Annotated in this window: 17 protein-coding genes and 1 pseudogene; 4 read left to right on the top strand and 14 right to left on the bottom strand. The window is 66.6% G+C overall.

All coding sequences use genetic code 11. The features are described 5' to 3' along the window. Positions 1-13: 13 nt before the first annotated feature. From MJ602_RS13295 to MJ602_RS13285, 3 genes are read left to right on the top strand one after another with little or no spacing between them, the layout of a single operon-like run. Positions 14-868, top strand: a complete 855-nt coding sequence (locus MJ602_RS13295; protein WP_243021242.1) for a thymidylate synthase — start codon at positions 14-16, stop codon at positions 866-868. Positions 869-870: 2 nt separating this feature from the next. Beyond that, entirely contained in the window at positions 871-1,173 is a 303-nt protein-coding gene (locus MJ602_RS13290; protein ID WP_243021241.1) for a hypothetical protein, read from the top strand. Positions 1,174-1,195: 22 nt separating this feature from the next. Beyond that, on the top strand, positions 1,196-1,687 hold the full coding sequence (locus MJ602_RS13285) for a dihydrofolate reductase (RefSeq protein ID WP_243021392.1): 492 nt from the start codon (positions 1,196-1,198) through the stop codon (positions 1,685-1,687). Between the two features lie 166 nt (positions 1,688-1,853). Here MJ602_RS13285 and MJ602_RS13280 read toward each other — a convergent pair whose 3' ends face one another. The 7 genes from MJ602_RS13280 to MJ602_RS13250 form a co-directional block, all read right to left on the bottom strand. Beyond that, on the bottom strand, positions 1,854-2,666 hold the full coding sequence (locus tag MJ602_RS13280) for a TOBE domain-containing protein (RefSeq protein ID WP_243021239.1): 813 nt from the start codon (positions 2,664-2,666) through the stop codon (positions 1,854-1,856). Continuing rightward, positions 2,659-3,339: a sulfate/molybdate ABC transporter ATP-binding protein gene (locus tag MJ602_RS13275; RefSeq protein WP_243021237.1), complete on the bottom strand. Its 681-nt coding sequence runs from the start codon at positions 3,337-3,339 to the stop codon at positions 2,659-2,661. Before MJ602_RS13275 ends, MJ602_RS13280 begins: the two co-directional genes overlap by 8 nt. A gap of 9 nt (positions 3,340-3,348) precedes the next feature. Continuing rightward, positions 3,349-4,020: a molybdate ABC transporter permease subunit gene (modB, locus tag MJ602_RS13270; RefSeq protein WP_243021235.1), complete on the bottom strand. Its 672-nt coding sequence runs from the start codon at positions 4,018-4,020 to the stop codon at positions 3,349-3,351. Between the two features lie 2 nt (positions 4,021-4,022). Next, positions 4,023-4,781 carry a molybdate ABC transporter substrate-binding protein gene (gene modA, locus MJ602_RS13265; RefSeq protein WP_243021233.1) on the bottom strand — a complete coding sequence of 253 codons (759 nt, stop codon included), beginning with the start codon at positions 4,779-4,781 and terminating at the stop codon, positions 4,023-4,025. A gap of 190 nt (positions 4,782-4,971) precedes the next feature. Beyond that, on the bottom strand, positions 4,972-5,757 hold the full coding sequence (locus MJ602_RS13260; RefSeq protein ID WP_243021232.1) for an HIRAN domain-containing protein: 786 nt from the start codon (positions 5,755-5,757) through the stop codon (positions 4,972-4,974). Further along, positions 5,754-6,680: a HipA domain-containing protein gene (locus MJ602_RS13255; protein ID WP_243021230.1), complete on the bottom strand. Its 927-nt coding sequence runs from the start codon at positions 6,678-6,680 to the stop codon at positions 5,754-5,756. Before MJ602_RS13255 ends, MJ602_RS13260 begins: the two co-directional genes overlap by 4 nt. A 200-nt stretch (positions 6,681-6,880) precedes the next feature. Continuing rightward, on the bottom strand, positions 6,881-7,264 hold the full coding sequence (locus MJ602_RS13250; RefSeq protein WP_243021228.1) for an NnrS family protein: 384 nt from the start codon (positions 7,262-7,264) through the stop codon (positions 6,881-6,883). A 111-nt stretch (positions 7,265-7,375) separates the two neighbouring features. On the opposite strand from MJ602_RS13250, the gene MJ602_RS13245 reads away from it, so the two are divergent. After that, positions 7,376-8,524: a Fic family protein gene (locus MJ602_RS13245; RefSeq protein WP_243021226.1), complete on the top strand. Its 1,149-nt coding sequence runs from the start codon at positions 7,376-7,378 to the stop codon at positions 8,522-8,524. Positions 8,525-8,582: 58 nt separating this feature from the next. Here MJ602_RS13245 and MJ602_RS13240 read toward each other — a convergent pair whose 3' ends face one another. The 7 genes and pseudogenes from MJ602_RS13240 to MJ602_RS13210 form a co-directional block, all read right to left on the bottom strand. Next, complete coding sequence (locus MJ602_RS13240) at positions 8,583-9,815, bottom strand: NnrS family protein (protein WP_243021224.1); 1,233 nt, start codon at positions 9,813-9,815, stop codon at positions 8,583-8,585. Beyond that, positions 9,806-10,672, bottom strand: coding sequence for an ABC transporter ATP-binding protein (locus MJ602_RS13235; RefSeq protein WP_243021222.1), 867 nt, complete (start codon positions 10,670-10,672; stop codon positions 9,806-9,808). The genes MJ602_RS13240 and MJ602_RS13235 overlap by 10 nt, the downstream gene beginning before the upstream one ends. Further along, positions 10,669-11,463: an ABC transporter permease gene (locus MJ602_RS13230; protein ID WP_243021220.1), complete on the bottom strand. Its 795-nt coding sequence runs from the start codon at positions 11,461-11,463 to the stop codon at positions 10,669-10,671. The genes MJ602_RS13235 and MJ602_RS13230 overlap by 4 nt, the downstream gene beginning before the upstream one ends. 86 nt (positions 11,464-11,549) lie before the next feature. Continuing rightward, positions 11,550-11,861 (bottom strand): annotated as a pseudogene (locus MJ602_RS13225) (DUF2149 domain-containing protein); the annotation flags it as partial. Then, positions 11,858-12,394 (bottom strand): MotA/TolQ/ExbB proton channel family protein, encoded by a 537-nt coding sequence (locus tag MJ602_RS13220; RefSeq protein WP_243021218.1) that lies wholly within the window; start codon positions 12,392-12,394, stop codon positions 11,858-11,860. The pseudogene MJ602_RS13225 and the gene MJ602_RS13220, both read right to left, overlap by 4 nt. 37 nt (positions 12,395-12,431) lie before the next feature. Beyond that, on the bottom strand, positions 12,432-13,337 hold the full coding sequence (locus MJ602_RS13215; protein WP_243021216.1) for a hypothetical protein: 906 nt from the start codon (positions 13,335-13,337) through the stop codon (positions 12,432-12,434). A gap of 34 nt (positions 13,338-13,371) precedes the next feature. After that, a complete protein-coding gene (locus MJ602_RS13210; protein WP_243021215.1) occupies positions 13,372-15,483 on the bottom strand; it encodes a TonB-dependent receptor plug domain-containing protein in 2,112 nt (703 codons plus the stop codon). Between the last annotated feature and the right edge of the window lie 15 nt (positions 15,484-15,498).

Raw genomic sequence — 15,498 nt, 5'->3', positions numbered from 1 at the left:
AAAATTCCTGACCATGACTAACGCTGCCAACCGCCCCATCCGCTCGCAGTACGAAGACTTCATGCGCCATGTGTTCTTCCACGGCGTGGCCAAGGGCGACCGCACGGGCACGGGCACGAAAAGCGTGTTCGGCCACCAGATGCGCTTCGACCTCTCGGAGGGCTTCCCGCTCGTCACCACCAAGAAGGTGCACCTCAAGAGCATCATCCTGGAACTGCTGTGGTTCCTGCGCGGCGACAGCAACGTGCGCTGGCTGCAGGAGCGCGGCGTGACCATCTGGGACGAATGGGCACGCGCGGACGGCGACCTCGGCCCCGTGTACGGCGTGCAGTGGCGCAGCTGGCCCGCGCCCACCCCTGACAACCCTCGCGGGCACATCGACCAGATCCAGCAGGTGATCGACACGCTCAAGAGCAACCCGGACTCGCGCCGCATCATCGTGAGCGCCTGGAACGTGGCCGAACTGGACCAGATGGCGCTCATGCCCTGCCACGCCTTCTTCCAGTTCTACGTGGCGCCATCGCAGGTGGCCGGTGAGCCAGGCAAGCTCAGTTGCCAGCTCTACCAGCGCAGCGCCGACATCTTCCTGGGCGTGCCCTTCAATATTGCGTCATACGCCCTGCTCACGCACATGGTGGCGCAGCAGTGCGACCTGGCGGTGGGCGACTTCATCTGGACCGGCGGCGACTGCCACATCTACAGCAACCACGCCGAGCAGGTGCAGACGCAACTGGCACGCGCGCCCTACCCCTACCCGGTGCTGAACATCAAGCGCCGCCCGGACAGCATCTTCGACTACGCATACGAAGACTTCGAGGTGCTGGACTACCAATGCCATCCGGCCATCAAGGCGCCGGTGGCGGTGTAGGCATGCCCCGGCCACCGGCACGACCCGGCACACTGGCCAAAGTGTGCTTTGTGCTGATCAGCCTGACCTTTGCCGCCTTGGGAGTGCTGGCCCTGCTGACGGAAGTGGTGCCCGAGCGCTCCACCCGCTTCGGCATGGCTCCGGCACTGTTCGGTACCGATGCACAAGGCATGGGCGTGGTCTCGCTGCTCCTCGCGGGCGTGCCGCTGCTGGCCTTGCTGCGCAACCAGCGGCAGGCCGCGCTGGCCGGCACCGTACTCGTGCTGGCCCTGCTCACGTTCATCTTCACCTGGATCTTTGGCTGACCCCCTCACCCGCGCCGACACCATGCACATCGCCCTCATCTACGCACGCGCCGCCAACGGCGTCATCGGCAAGGACGGCACCATGCCCTGGCACCTGCCGGAGGACCTGGCGCATTTCAAGCAGCTCACGCATGGTAGCCCCGTCGTCATGGGGCGCAAGACCTGGGACTCGCTCCCGCCGCGCTTCCGCCCGCTGCCCGGGCGCAGCAACATCGTCGTCACGCGCCAGGAGAATTGGAATGAAATGGGCGCGCAGCGCTCATCCAGCCTGCGCGAGGCGCTACAAATAGCAGAGCAATCGAACCCCGCCACGGTGTGGGTGATTGGCGGCGCGCAGATCTACGCCCAGGCTTTGCCGCTGGCCCAGCGCGTGGAAGTGACCGAGATCGCGCAGGACTTCGCGGGCGACGCCTTCGCCCCCGAACTCGGCCCCGAATGGCTGGAAACCGCGCGCGAGGCGCACACCAGCGCGGGCGGCCTGCCCTTCTGCTTTGTGCGCTACGAGCGGCGCTGATTCCCAACCCCGCAGCGTACAAAACCGGCGCGGCCCAGGCCAGGGCTCCCGCGCAAGGGCCGCCAGTATTCCCACGTGCGGGCGCTGGGAGCGTCCCCTTGCCCGCATTGCGCAGCAATGCGAGAGCGGGGGGAAGCCGCGCAGCGGCTCAGGGGAGTGTTTCACCTCACGCCGGGGCGCCGACGATCACGCTGGACGCCTTGAAGATCGCCGTGGCGCGTGCGCCCACCGCCAGGCCCAGGGCCTCGCTGCTGGCGTGCGTGATGATCGCTGCGATCGACACACCATCGGCCACGTCGATCACCACCTCGTCATTCACCGCGCCCGCCGCGATGCGCGACACCGTTCCATCGAGGCGGTTGCGCGCAGAAAAATGCGCGCCTTCGGCCTCGGTCACCACCACGATGGACGAGGCCTTGACCAGCGCGAACGCCTGCGCGCCCACGGCCAGGCCCAGGCCCTCGGCACTCTCGTGCGTGACGGTGGCGACGATGCGCAGGCCCGGCCGCACGGCGATCTCCACCTCGTCGTTGACGGCGCCGTGCACCACGCGGGTGACGGTGCCCGCGAAATGGTTGCGCGCGCTGGTTTTCATGCTGATGTTCCGGATCAGGAGGTAATCGTCGGCAATGCCCTGGGCCTGCTGGCCCAGCTGCGCGATGAAACGCTGGTGCTCGGCCTCGATGCGGCGGAAGTTCTCCACCAGTTGCCGGCCCCGGGGCGTGAGCCGCGTGCCGCCGCCGCCCTTGCCGCCCGCCACGCGCTCCACCAGCGGCTCGCCCGCCAGGTTGTTCATGGTGTCGATGGCGTCCCACGCGGCCTTGTAGCTCATCTTCATGGCCTTGGCGGCGTGGGTGATGGAGCCCTGCTCGCCCACCAGCGCCAGCAGCTGCACGCGGCCCGAGCCGCCCAGGCTCTCGCCGCCCACGGTCATCCAGACCGAGCCGCCGAGTTCGATGCGTTTGTCTTGTTCAGGCATGGGCAATGTCTTCCATCATGTGTCCCGCATCCATGCGCAGCACCTGTTCGCCAAACACGCGCACATCCTCGGGGTCGTGCGTGATCAACACCATGGGCACGCGCAAAGACCGTTGCAGCGCGTCCAGCTCGGCGCGCATGCTCGCGCGCAGTTCGGTGTCGAGCGCGGCAAAGGGTTCGTCGAGCAGCAGCGCACGCGGCTGCGCCACCAGCGCGCGCGCCAACGCCGTGCGCTGGCGCTGCCCGCCCGAGAGCTCGTGCGGATGCTGGTGCGCCACCTCGCGCAGGCCGAAGGCGTCGAGCCAGCGGTCCACGTCTGCGCTGGCGTGCGCGGCCGCCGGGTTGCGCCAGCCCTTGTGCGCGCCAAAGGCAATGTTCTGGCGCACATTGAGGTGCGGGAACAGCGCGTAGTCCTGGAACAGGTAGGCCACGGCGCGCTCGCGCGGCGGCCGGTGGATGCCCTGGGCGGCATCGAACAGCGTCTCGCCATCCAGCCGCACATGGCCTGCATCGGGCCGCAGCAGCCCGGCCAGCGCCTTGAGCAGCATGCTCTTGCCCGCGCCCGACGGCCCCACCACCACCACGCGCTCGCCCTGCGCGCAAAAGCGCGCCCGCAGCTCGAACGTGCGGTGGCCCGAGCGCAGGGTCTTGCGGATGTCCACGTCAAGCCGCATGGCTGCCCTTCATCGTGTTGCGACGCGCCCTGGCGCCAGCTTGCCCACGGCCAGCAGCACCGCCACGCACACCACCGAGGTGATGAGCACCAGCAGATTGGCCACATCGTCTTGCCCGGCCTGCACGGCCTCGTACACGGCGATCGACAGCGTCTGCGTCTTGCCTGGAATGCTGCCCGCCACCATCAGCGTGGCGCCAAACTCGCCCAGCGCCCGTGCAAAGCCCAGCAGCACCCCGGCCAGGATGCCGCGCCAGGCCAGCGGCAGCGTGACGCGCCAGAACACGCCCGCCTCGGAAATGCCGAGCACGCGTGCGGCGTCCTGCAACTGCGGGTCCACCGCCTCGAAGGCCGCGCGCGCAGGCTTGAACACCAGCGGAAACGCCACCACCGTGGCCGCGATCACCGCCCCGGTGAGCGTAAAGATCAGGTGGATGCCGAACGTGTCGTGCAGCCAGCCGCCCACCCAACCCTTGCGCCCCAGCAGCACCAGCAGGTAGTAGCCCAGCACCGTGGGCGGCATCACCATGGGCAGCGTAAGCAGCGTGTCGATCAGGTCGCGCCCGGGAAAGCGCCAGCGCGCCAGCGCATAGCCCACACCCGTGCCCAGCACCAGGCACAGCAGCGTGGCCCAGGTGGCCACCTGCAGCGAGAGCCAGAGAGCGGGCCAGGCGCCGTCCATGCTCAGGGCTTCAAGAAACCGTAGCGCGCCAGAATGGCCTGCCCGGCGGGCGAGCGCACATAGGCGATGAACGCCGCCGCCTCGGCAGCATTGCCGCTGGCGGCGGTGCGCGCGATGGGGTAGAGGATGGCCCGGTCCAGCGGCACGGCAAAGGCTGTCTTCACCTTGTCCTTCATCAGCGCGGCATCGGTGGCATAGACAAAGCCCGCATCCACCTCACCGCGCGCCACGTAGTCGAGCGACTGGCGCACGTTGGTCGTGTTCACCGCCTTGGCCTGCACCGCGCCCCACAGGCCTGCCGCCTCCAGCGCGTGCCTGGCGTAGCGCCCCACGGGCACGCTGGCAGGCAGCGCCAGCGCCACGCGCGCCACGCCGGGCGCGGCCAGGTCCTTCAGCGCGGCGGGCGGCGCCTTGGCGTCCACAGGCGCAATCACTACCAGAGCGTTGCGCACAAAGTCCGCCCGGTCGGCCGCGCGCACCAGGCCCTGCTGCTGCGCGGCGTCCATGGTCTCCTGGTCGGCCGAGGCGAACACATCCACCGGCGCGCCCTTGGCCATCTGCTGCAACAAGGCGCCGGAAGCACCGAAGTTCAGCAACACCTTGCTGCCGGGGTGCGCGGCTTCGTAGCCTTGGGCAATGTCCTTGAAGGCATTGGTCAGGCTGGCGGCAGCGGACACCGTGACTTCACCCGCCATGGCGGCGCTGGCAAGGCCTGCCAGAAGGCAAGCAGCAAGGCTGCGTTTGAGGAAGGAGAAGGCCATGGAAGGGGGCTCCGAGTGTTACAAGCGAGCGAAGTATAAGCTTGGTTATAACGAAAACTTCGCCCCCTAAACTGAGCCTTTGATGCACCTCAAGAATCCGCGAAGACGGGTTAAATCTGCAGGAATGCGTTGCCGGCTACTTTGCCAACCCAAGCCAAACCGCCTTCGTCATTAACCAATTTTCTAATATTCACAGATCAAGTTGCGTGTTCGCCAAAGCAATATTAGACAACCGCTCAGCACCCCTTGTTGTGAACGGCAAAAAATCACTTACATCATCAAGAATATCGAAATTTTCTGGGCACTCTGCTTCCACAGACAGCAAAAACTTCATATCAAACGGTGCATCCTGATTTATTCTATTAACCTTAACATTCACCTTAGTTGATGATGAATCAAGCAAACGAGCAATGCCAGCACAATAATAGCGAGGCACATAGCCCACAAACAACGGCATCGGCTCCGCAGTTCTGATCGCAAGCGCCCAACCATCCTTCTCGTTTTGGACATCTTTCATCAAGAACACCTTAGCCCCTGACTTCTGCAAGAATAATAGCTTCAACACTTCGGTAGGCAAATACCTTAAACCTCTTGCAAAAAAATCCAATTTTAAAATGTTATTCTCTGCTCGTGGCGGAGCAATTAGCTGATATCCATCTGTAGCGCGAATTCCACCAGTCACTGCCAAAAGCTCCATCGGACTCGCTGGAGCATTCTCAAGACCAACCCACCTTAGATAATCACGATACTCCGGGCGAGATTTCGGAATCAGCCTATTAGCAAAAAACGGGAAAAGCACTGGGGAATAATATGATTGCTCAAGAGCATTCATTCGTCCAAGACCACCAAAACCAGGGAGGCGAGCAGCCCCCTTGGTGTAGCGTAACACATACCCATCGCCTTGCTCTAAGAGCTCAGCCACAGGAATCCACTCACGTGTGAGTGAGTTTTGGGCAGCAACATACAGGTGATTCATCGTGCAGGCAGACTCAAAATACGCAATTTATTCAAGCGTAGAAGTTCAATAGTAAATAGACGGGCTGGCTCACTCATCCAATGTCCAGGAATCTTGGCTACTATGTCTTTCACCATCTCACATGTGACATGTTGCAAGCGCAACTTCCAGTACGCAGCAGCTCGGGGACTATGCATGGCAGCGTGTTCAAAAGCTTCAAGAGTGTACAGAGGCTTCGGTTTAGAAGCACTGTGTACCGGATAAAGACCACTTCGTGCCTGTTGTATAAAACTGGTGATGTGACGAGGCATGTCTTTGGTGTTTAGTCGCATTAATCGATCATCATCTGAAAGATTACGAGCCATGCTCGAACCATGATCGTAGGTGGGAGCTAAAAAAAGATTACCGTCGTTTGTCCGAAGTACACCCCAATTTTCATCATGCCTATCTTGGTTGGCAATCCAAGCGTCAAACATTAGATAGCCAACAAAAAAATCGAGCGCGGTACTCGTTTCATCGCATCGAGAAGCGTTATAAGGCGCACCAAGAAAATCGGTACTCGCGCGCAGGTATGCCAAAACCCGTCGGAGAGTATGGTTTGGATTTCCATAAACTCGCTGCCCTCCTACCGGAATATAGTTGGTCGAACCGTGCGCAAGTAGCTCATTGCCATGCACAATCCGCGCCCCACGTTCAACCATAGTGGGCGACAGAACGCCATTCCTTCCCTCATAAGTTGCCAACTCATATCGCGCATTCGGTAAACCTATGGCCTTTGCCAGCTCACAGGCGATTTTTTCAGCCCAGTTTTCGCCAGTATTCGGTCGACCCTCTTTAAACAAACTTAATCCAAAGTTGGGATCGTGGTACCAAAATTTATATTTCGTGCCTAAAGGCTCCGTTGTCGCTGCGGCGCCAGTAGTCACTTCATGGATGTTGTACACAGTTGATCACTTTGACGAATGAAACATCTAGAACACGACGGCACGCTTAGTGATTAATTTAAGTGCATCGTATCGATGCCTTACAGACTGCGTCCTTGGGTGATCTGCGAGAACGCCACCATCGATCAACTTGCCCGGGAGCCAGACTGCACATTTAGGCGTGATATCCAAGCTAGGAACAAACAGCAGCGAGATCTAGTTCAAGTTCGCATCCGCTGCACATCATGCCTTAACAGATAGACATCCCGAAGGTGCCTGCACAGCAAGCCTGCAGCATATTTCCAAACCACCCTACCCTGGCATCCCCACAACCCATCCGGCCGCACGCGCCACAGCACCGGGGCGATGCGCCAGCACAGCAGCCCGAACGCCGCCACCCAGCACAGCCCTGCCAGGCCCAGCAAGGCTGAAGCCGCGTCCGGCACAAAGGCCGCACCAGCACGCAGCACGGCCCCGGCCACGATGAGCACCGCCCCCGCGCCACCCAAGGCCTTTCGTCCGCCGGTTGACCACAGTGCGCGCGCCCGGCGATGCAGATCACAGTGCAGATCGACAGGGGCAAGCGGCGCTTGCACGATGACCATGGCCACACCCGTTGGCGATCCACCCTGCGCACATGAAAGCGATCTTTCGTTGTTGCCGTTTAAATTAAAGAATGCTTTAATTTGCAGGCACACTGTTCAAGGCCGCTTTCCATGACACGCACCACGGGCACCTACGCGATTTCCACGACGCTGGGCGAGCCTGTGCGTGCATTCGTGCCCCATTGCTTGCCTCCCTCGGACCCGAACCTGTCGCCCGAGGTATTCACCGAACTCCACCGGCAGGCCGAACTGGCGCTTGCACGTCTGGCGGGCGTGTCCGGCCTGGTGCCGTCGGTGGATTGGTTGCTGTACAGCGCCATCCGCAAAGAAGCCCTGCTCACGTCGCAGATCGAGGGCACGCAGGCCACGCTGACCGACCTGTTCGACGAAGAAGCGGGGGTCAAGGTCCGCAACACCGAGGATGTGGAAGAAGTCACCAACTACCTCCGTGCGTTCCGCTGGACTCAGGAGCAGTTGCGCGACCCCCACGGGCTGCCCATCAGCGTGCGGCTGTTGTGCGAAGCGCACCGGCGCCTGCTGGATGGGGCTCGGGGCGCTGGCAAGCAACCGGGGGAGTTGCGCCGGTCGCAAAACTGGATCGGCGGTACACGGCCCGGCAACGCGGTCTTCGTGCCACCGCCGCCGGAGCACGTTCCGGCGCTGCTGGCCGATATGGAGCGGTTCATTCACGGCACGGCGACGGATGTGCCGCCCATGGTCAAGGTGGCGCTCGTCCACGCGCAGTTTGAAACCATTCACCCGTTTTTGGATGGCAACGGGCGCATTGGCCGCCTGCTGATCGCGGCCCTGTTTGAGCATTGGGGGTTGCTGTCCGAGCCGTTGATGTATCTCAGCGGCTACCTGAAGCAACACCAGGCGGAGTACTACCGTCGCCTGTCGGCCATCCGCACGGAGGGTGATTGGGAATCTTGGGTCAGGTTCTTTCTGGAGGGTGTCGCCACTGCTGCGGGCGATGCAGAGAAAAACATCATTGCGATCGCCAGCCTTGTGGCCACAGACCGCAGGCGCCTGCTGCAATCCGCCAAAGCAGGCCCGGCAAGCTACCGGCTGTTCGAAATGCTGCCCATGATGCCGCGCTTCACCATCGAGCGCGTGCGCCAGCAACTCGATACCAGCTTCCCCACCGCCACGGCCGCGGTCAAGGTGCTGGAAGAATTGGGCGTCGTGACCGAGATGACAGGGCAAAAAAAGAACAGGAGCTACAGCTACCAGGCCTACGTTGAACTGCTCTCGCGGTGACAAGCACCCACAAGCCCGCAGCACGTTGGCCCCGGCGGCTCCTGCACAGGCCAGCCCCCTACCCCTGACACCCCCACAACCCATCCGGCCGCGCGCGCCACAGCACCGGCCCAATGCGCCAGCACAGCAGCCCGAACGCCCCCACCCAGCACAGCCCGGCCAGGCCCAGCAGGGCTGAAGCCGCCTCCGGCGCAAAGGCCGCGCTCGCACGCAGCATCGCCCCGGCCACGATGAGCCCCGCCCCCTGCCCCACCCAGGGCCGTTCGTCCGCCGGATGCCCGCAGTGCGCGCGCCCGGCGATGCAGATCACGGCGTAGATCGACAGCCCGATGGCGCCCACGGTGAGCAGGTGGCGCCCTGCGCTGGCGCCCGGCCCGCCCGCGAGCAGGGCCGTGCCGATGAGGGCGTAGCCCAGCGCCATGCAGGCATACACGGCGTAGAGCATGAGCGGCAGGCGGCGCAGCAGCGGGCGGCCTACGTGCCAGTCGCCCATCAGGTTGCACAGCGCGGCGGCGGCGGCGCAGGCGAGCCAGCCGCTGGCGCGGCCGCCCGGTTGCACGAACTCGGCCAGCGTGAACAGCGCGATGCACAGGATGGCCAGGTTGCGCCGGGGCGGGCGGGCCAGGTAGGGCTCGCGGCCCGCGCCCGTTTCGTCGATGGCGTTGTTGACGATGCGCATGGAGATGCGGCTCATGGCCACGATGATGAGCACCATCACCAGGCCCAGCAGGGCCAGCAGCCAGCGCATGGGGTAGGCACCGCGCAGTGCATCGGCATAGAAGCCTGCCACCAGCACGAACAGGCCCGCCAGCGCCCAGCCAAAGGCGTGGTGGCGCCGCCCGGCCAAGGTGCGCAGCGCGGGCCACAGCAGCGCCAGCAGGCTGCCCGCCAGGCCCAGGTGCGCCAAGGCGGCCAGCGCCAGCGCGGCGCTGCCCGCCACGCCCGAGAGCCAGAAGCCCGCGCGCCCCAGCAGCCACAGCAGCACCAGGTGGCGCGCGGTGCGCGGGCTGGGGCTCGCGGTATTGGTGAACTCGGGCACGGCGGTGAGCACGAAGCCCGCCACCGCCGCCAGGCCAAAGCCCAGCAGCAGCTCGTGCGCGTGCCACACCAGCGCGCCGCCCGCCACGGGCGGCGGCGGCAGGCCCAAGGCCAGCACGGCGCTCCACAGCGCGATGAGCAGCACGGCCGAGCCCATGGTGAGCAGGAAGAAGGGGCGCATGGCGCACATCCAGACCGGGTGCTGAAGCGACAGCAGACCGGGCGGGGTCATCGCGGGGGCGGTCATCCGCATCGCATCCTCCGCGCGGTGGGGGTGGTGGCGCCTTCGTGCGGCAGCGGCTGCAGGGGCAGCACGCGCGCCTCGGGCGGCGGCAGGGTGTCGGCGAATTCATCGGCGCCGCAGGCGCCCTCTTCCACCAACGCGTCCAGCCCGAAGGCCGTGCGCACGGCGGGCACGCGCAGCAGCTCGGCAGTGTCGTGGTAGACCATGGCGTCGTCTCGCGCCAGCGCAGGCGCGGCAGGCGCATGCAGGTGCACGATGCGGCCCGGCCCGGCGGCCATGACGAGCACGGTGTCGGCCAGGCGCACGGCCTCCATGAGGTCGTGCGTGATCATCAGCACGGCCGTGCCCTTCTCGCGCTGGTGGCGCAGCAGCAGGCGGTGCAGTTGCGCCTTGAGGCCGATGTCGAGCGCGGCAAAGGGTTCGTCCATCAGCAGCAAATCGGGTTCCAGCACCAGGGCGCGCGCCAGCGCGGCGCGGCTTTGCATGCCGCCCGAGAGCTGGTGCGGGTAGGCGGCCAGGGCTTCAAAGTCCAGCCCCAGCACGGTGCCCATGGCGTGGGCGCGCTCACGCGCGGCGGCACGCGCCATGCCCTGCGCGCGCAGGCCCAGGGCGATGTTGTCGGCGGTGGTCTGCCAGGGCAGCAGGCGCGGCTGCTGGAACATCAGCGCGGGATTGGCAAAGGCGTTGTCCAGGCGGCCCTCCTGCACATCCAGCAGGCCGGCGCACAGGTGCAGCAGCGTGGTCTTGCCACAGCCCGAGGGGCCGACCAGCGCCAGCACGCGGCCGTGCGAAAGCGCCAGGCCCACGCCGCCGAGCACCTCGGTGAGCGCGTAGCTGTGGCGCACATTTTGAAGCAGCAAACTCATCGCGGCGCCTCCCGCCAGCGTTCGACTTCGCGCTTGAGCGGTTCCAAAAATCCATACTCGACCACCAGCAGGCAGCCCACCACGGCGCTGATCCAGCCCAGGGTGGTGGCGGTGTCCAGCTGCGAGCGGCTGGCGGCCAGCGCGGCGCCCACGCCGTCGGTGCTGGCGAGCAGCTCGGCCATCACGGCCACCTTCCAGGCGCTGCCCAGCGCGGTGACCCAGGCCGGGAACAGGTACGACAGCACATGCGGCCCGTACACCTCGCGCAGCGCCATGCCCAGCGGCAGGCGGTAGGCGCGCGCCATGTCGCGCAGCTGCAAATCGAGCGTGCGCGTGCCCTGCAGCGCGCTGGCAAACACCACCGGAAAGCAGGCAATGAACACGGTGAACACGGGCGTGCCGTCGCTCATGCCGAACCACAGCATGGCCAGCACCAGCCAGGCGATGGGCGGTGTGCCCAGCAGCACCGTAACCAGCGGGCGCGACAGCACCGAGGCCGTGACCGACAGGCCCGCCAGCAGCCCCAGCAGGCTGCCCACGCAGAGTGCCAGCGCCAGCCCCATGAAGGCGCGCCGCGCCGTGGCCCACAGTGCGGGCCCGGCAGCGCCCTGCTGCACCTGCGCCCCCAACGCGGCAAAGGCGGTGAGCGGGTCGGGCAGGATGAGCGGGTCGTACAGCGCGGCCACGGCCTCCCAGCTGGCCAGCAGCAGCAACAGACTGGCACCGGCGCCCCAGCCGCTCCACAGGTAGGCGGGCAGGCCCGAGAGCACGCGCCAGAGCACACGCAGCATCAGCGCCCCCCCATGCCGCCGGGGGCTGTGCCCACGTTGTTGACGGGTGCGGCGGAGGGCGCGGGGGCCGTGGCCTGGTCTGGCGCGCCGCCTTCGGGCACGTAGACCATGGAGCCGTCCTTCATGCGGTAGGCCACGCCAGCTTTCTCGCCGTCGCCCTCGCCGATCTCGCCGCTGGCCTTGTATTTTTCGATCTTCTCGCCGCGCTTCTGGATCACTTCCATGGTGGGCTTGCCCGCGTCGGTGATGACGGTGACGTCCTGCTTGGAGAAAGGGCTGAGCAGCGGGTTCTTGGCCACGGTGATGAGCAGCGCGGCGATCACCACCAAGAACACGTCGATGAGGTTGACGACCGAGAGGATGGGGTCGTCGGCTTCGGTTTCGTCGAGGAATTTCATGCTTCGCTGCCTGCTTCTGCCATGTGGCCCGCGGCCGGGGTGCGCACGCCCTGGCGCTGCAGCCACACCAGTTCCTCGGCCAGCCAGCGCCGCTGCACCGACACCACCCAGAAGGTGATGGCGGCGGCAATGAGCGACAGGATCACCGCCGCAAAGGCCACGGCCAGATTGTCCGACACCTGGCCCAGGTTGCCATCTGACAGGCCCTTGAGCGCCGGGCCCATGGGAATCATGGTGGCGATCAGCCCCAGCATGGGCGCCACGCGCGTGGCAATGCGCGGCAGCTCCAGCAGCTGGTGCGCCTTCACGTCCAGCTCGTCGGCGCTGGCACCGGGCTGGGCCTTGGCCCAGGCCAGCAGGTGGTGGCCGCGCGTGGGCTGGCCGCCCTGCCCCTGGCGGCGCTGCCACCACTGCATGGCAAACATGCCCAGCAGAAAAAAGGCATAGACGAACAGCACGGCAATCACCACCAGGGTGGGGAACAAAAAGACCTGGCTGGCCTGGTACATCAGGGATTCAAGCAAATGGCTCATGCGAAAAAACTCCGTGGAATCGTGATTTTGGAAAGGGTCAACGCGCGGCGGGCTGGGCCAGCGCCAGCAGGCGCGCGTACTGCTCGGGCGGCAGGGTCTGGCGCACCTGGGCGATGCAGCGCAGGTGGATTTCTGCGGCCTCGCGGCGCACCTGGGCCAGGCGGTCGAGCTGGGGCGCCAGGTCTTGCGCGCTGCGGCCATCGAGCGCGGCGCGGGCAATCTCCTGCTCCAGTTGCTGGGCCTGCTGCAGGCGCGGGCGCAGCGCGGGGCGCACCTGCTCGTCGGCGTAGCGCGACAGGGCCTGCTGGTGCTCGGCCGATGCGTCCAGCTTGGCCACAAACGGCATCAGGTGCGGCAGGTGGGCGGGCAGCAGCAAAGAATATTCAGGCATGGCCGGTGCAGCGGGCGCCAGGGCGAGCGCGCGCTGGCGCAGTTGCTGGTACTGGGCGGCGTCCAGCGTGGTGCGGATGCGCTGGGTGGCGTCGATCTGCGCCTGCGCGGCCTCGCGCTTGAGCTGCTGCAGGCGATCCAGCCGCGCGGCCAACTGCTGCACGCTGGCGCCTGCGAGCGCGGCCTGGGCGATGTCCTGCTCGGTGGCGCGGGCCTGCTCCAGCCGGGGCTGCAATTGGTCGCGCACCTCGAAGGCCAGGGCCGCCAGGGTGCCGCGCTGCACCTCGTTCAGGGCCAGCGCCGTGGTCTGGCCCTTGAGCGCCCAGGCCAGGTGCGGCAGGTGCGCGGCGTGCACCAGCGAATACTGCGCCAGCGCAGGCTGCGTGGCCTGGGCCGCCTGGGCGGAGTAGCCCGGCTGGCCCGAAGCGAGGGCCTGGTGCGCGGCGGCCAGCGGCGGCGCGCCGGCGCAGCCTGCCAGCGCGAGCGCCAGGCCCGCACAGGCCAGTGCAACGGTCAGACGGCGAAGAGGGAATGAACTTGCTTGCGGTGCCATGGGAAACCTTGTGTGTGTGGGTGGGTGAATACGCTTACCACTTGCCTTCCAGCGCCAGCAGCCAGGTGCGCTGGCCATGGTCGCTGGTGGTCAGCGCCCAGGGCTGGCCGCCCTGGGCAGACGAAGCCGTGCGCCAGGTGCTGGTGCCCAGCAGGTTCTGCACCGACAGGCGCAGGTTGAGCGCGGGCGTGAGGCGGCGCACGAAGTGTGCATCCAGCAGGTTGCGCGATTGTGTGGTGGACTGCACCTCGCCAGGCACCTGGGTGCGCACCGCCGCCTGGTGCTGCCACTGAAAGCCCCAGGTGGATTGCCACGCAGGCAGGCTGCCCTCGTAGCCCAGCGTGAACTGGTAGCGCGGCAGCTCGCGCGGGGCGCGCTTCATGCCCAGCACCGAGTCTTGCACCTCGCCACGCGGCAGCGTGAACTGCGCGCGCACGCTGCCCTGGCGGCCGATCAGGCCCTGCAGCCAGGGCGCCTCGCCCGTGAGCTTGGCCGACAGCTCCAGCCCCCAGTGGCGCGCGTCGCCTTCGTTGAAGGGGCGCTCGACCCAGCGCCCGGCCTCCCACAATGTGCGGCGTTCGATGAAGTCCTGCGTGCGGCGCAGGTAGGTGTTGATGCCCCACACGCCGCCGGGCACATGGCGCTCCAGCCCGGCTTCGAGGTTGGCCATGCGCTCCGGGCGCAGCCAGGGGTTGCCGCCCCGGTCGGGCTCCAGCGGGGTGTTGGCCAGCGCGCTGCGCGAGGCCACGCGCGTGAGTTCGTCGAGCTTGGGGAAGCGGATGGCGCCCGACAGCGAGCTGCGCGCCACCCAGCCCGGCGCCGCCTCCCAGCGCAGGGCCAGCGACGGATCGACCGCGCCGTGGCTGCTGTCGCGCTCTTGCGCCTGGATGGCCATGCGCTCGCCGCGCAGGCCGCTGGTGAGCGTGAGCGTCTCGGCCAGTTGCCATTCGTCCTGCAGCCACAGCGTGCCCTGGCGCGCGCGGCCTGCAAAGCGGGTGTCGCTGGCATGGGCACCGCTCAGGGCCTGCCAGTCGTCGCGGCGGTGGCTGGCAGCGTCCAGGCCCACGGACAGCAGGTGCTCGCCGCCCACGGGCCGGTCGTAGCGCAGCGATGCGCTGTGTTCGCGGTCTTCGCGGCGCTCGGTTTCTTGCCATGCAACGCCCGTGCCCAGTCGATTGCGGTCGGCGTTGCGCTGGCCTTGCATGGCGGCGGCGCGGCCCGTCCACTTGCCGCCCCCAGCGCGCCATTCGGCCTCGCCACGCAGGCGGGCAATGCGGGTGCTGTTGTCTTCGCTGTCGTGGCGCTGCGTTCCGTCCGAGCGCACGGTGTGCGTGGCGCGGTCGCCCTCGTTGTAGTACAGGCTGGGCCACAGCGTGAGTTGGCCCGTGGCACCGCGCCAGGCCAGGCGCGGCGAGAGGATGAATTCGTTGATGCCGTAGCGGCCCTGCTCCACGTCCTGTTGCTGTGCGCCACCGGCCAGCGTGCGCGTGCTGCTTTGGTCCACCGGCATGGCGTGGCGGTTGAGCGTGAGCGGCAGCAGCCAGCCAAAGCCCCCTTCGCCCCCGCCGTGGCTGGCGGTGAACTGGCCGTTGGCCAGGCTGCCACGCTGGCCCACGGCCAGCTTGACGCTGGTGGCCGCGCGCGCCACCGGGCGGCGCATGACGAGGTTGACGGTGACGGGCGCGGCGCCGCCAAACTCGGCCGAGCCGCCGCGCAATATCTCCACCCGCTCCAGCTCGCCCGAGGGCATGCGGCCCACCTCGGTGAGGGCAAAGCGCGCATTGGCCGTGGGCCGCTCGCCGTTGACGAGGAACTGCACCCCGTCGCGCGACATGCCCCGGGCGCGGGCGTTCAGGCCGCCGTCGGCGCCGCGCTCGCCCGCGTCGATGCCAGGCAGCTTGCGGATCAACTCGCCCACGGTGAGGCCACCCAGGGCTTCGATCTCCTGGCGGTCGATGATGGTCTTTTGCGTGGCGGCGTTGCGCTGGTCTTCCAGTGCGCTGCTGGCCGAGCGCACGGTGACTTCACCCAACTGACGCTCAGGCGCGCGTGCCGGTGCGGGCTGCTGCGCCAGCACGGGGGCCGCGCAGGCCGCGCACACAGCGGCGGCCAGCAGGCGGGCATGGGCAGGTTTGAATTCAGACATTTGCTACTATTTTGA

Source organism: Simplicispira sedimenti, assembly GCF_022760965.1.
Lineage (GTDB): Bacteria > Pseudomonadota > Gammaproteobacteria > Burkholderiales > Burkholderiaceae_C > Simplicispira > Simplicispira sedimenti.
Note: the sequence above shows the minus strand (reverse complement) of the source record. Positions and strands in the feature narration are given on the sequence as shown.

Excerpts from the sequence above, each read along its gene's own strand:
- MJ602_RS13240 (WP_243021224.1), bottom strand. The coding sequence starts at position 9,815 with ATGCGGATGACCGCCCCCGCGATGACCCCGCCCGGTCTGCTGTCGCTT.
- MJ602_RS13210 (WP_243021215.1), bottom strand. The coding sequence starts at position 15,483 with ATGTCTGAATTCAAACCTGCCCATGCCCGCCTGCTGGCCGCCGCTGTG.
- modB (WP_243021235.1), bottom strand. The coding sequence starts at position 4,020 with ATGGACGGCGCCTGGCCCGCTCTCTGGCTCTCGCTGCAGGTGGCCACC.
- MJ602_RS13230 (WP_243021220.1), bottom strand. The coding sequence starts at position 11,463 with ATGCTGCGTGTGCTCTGGCGCGTGCTCTCGGGCCTGCCCGCCTACCTG.
- MJ602_RS13280 (WP_243021239.1), bottom strand. The coding sequence starts at position 2,666 with ATGCCTGAACAAGACAAACGCATCGAACTCGGCGGCTCGGTCTGGATG.
- modA (WP_243021233.1), bottom strand. The coding sequence starts at position 4,781 with ATGGCCTTCTCCTTCCTCAAACGCAGCCTTGCTGCTTGCCTTCTGGCA.
- MJ602_RS13290 (WP_243021241.1), top strand. The coding sequence starts at position 871 with ATGCCCCGGCCACCGGCACGACCCGGCACACTGGCCAAAGTGTGCTTT.
- MJ602_RS13285 (WP_243021392.1), top strand. The coding sequence starts at position 1,196 with ATGCACATCGCCCTCATCTACGCACGCGCCGCCAACGGCGTCATCGGC.
- MJ602_RS13215 (WP_243021216.1), bottom strand. The coding sequence starts at position 13,337 with ATGGCACCGCAAGCAAGTTCATTCCCTCTTCGCCGTCTGACCGTTGCA.
- MJ602_RS13275 (WP_243021237.1), bottom strand. The coding sequence starts at position 3,339 with ATGCGGCTTGACGTGGACATCCGCAAGACCCTGCGCTCGGGCCACCGC.
- MJ602_RS13295 (WP_243021242.1), top strand. The coding sequence starts at position 14 with ATGACTAACGCTGCCAACCGCCCCATCCGCTCGCAGTACGAAGACTTC.
- MJ602_RS13220 (WP_243021218.1), bottom strand. The coding sequence starts at position 12,394 with ATGAGCCATTTGCTTGAATCCCTGATGTACCAGGCCAGCCAGGTCTTT.
- MJ602_RS13260 (WP_243021232.1), bottom strand. The coding sequence starts at position 5,757 with ATGAATCACCTGTATGTTGCTGCCCAAAACTCACTCACACGTGAGTGG.
- MJ602_RS13250 (WP_243021228.1), bottom strand. The coding sequence starts at position 7,264 with ATGGTCATCGTGCAAGCGCCGCTTGCCCCTGTCGATCTGCACTGTGAT.
- MJ602_RS13245 (WP_243021226.1), top strand. The coding sequence starts at position 7,376 with ATGACACGCACCACGGGCACCTACGCGATTTCCACGACGCTGGGCGAG.
- MJ602_RS13235 (WP_243021222.1), bottom strand. The coding sequence starts at position 10,672 with ATGAGTTTGCTGCTTCAAAATGTGCGCCACAGCTACGCGCTCACCGAG.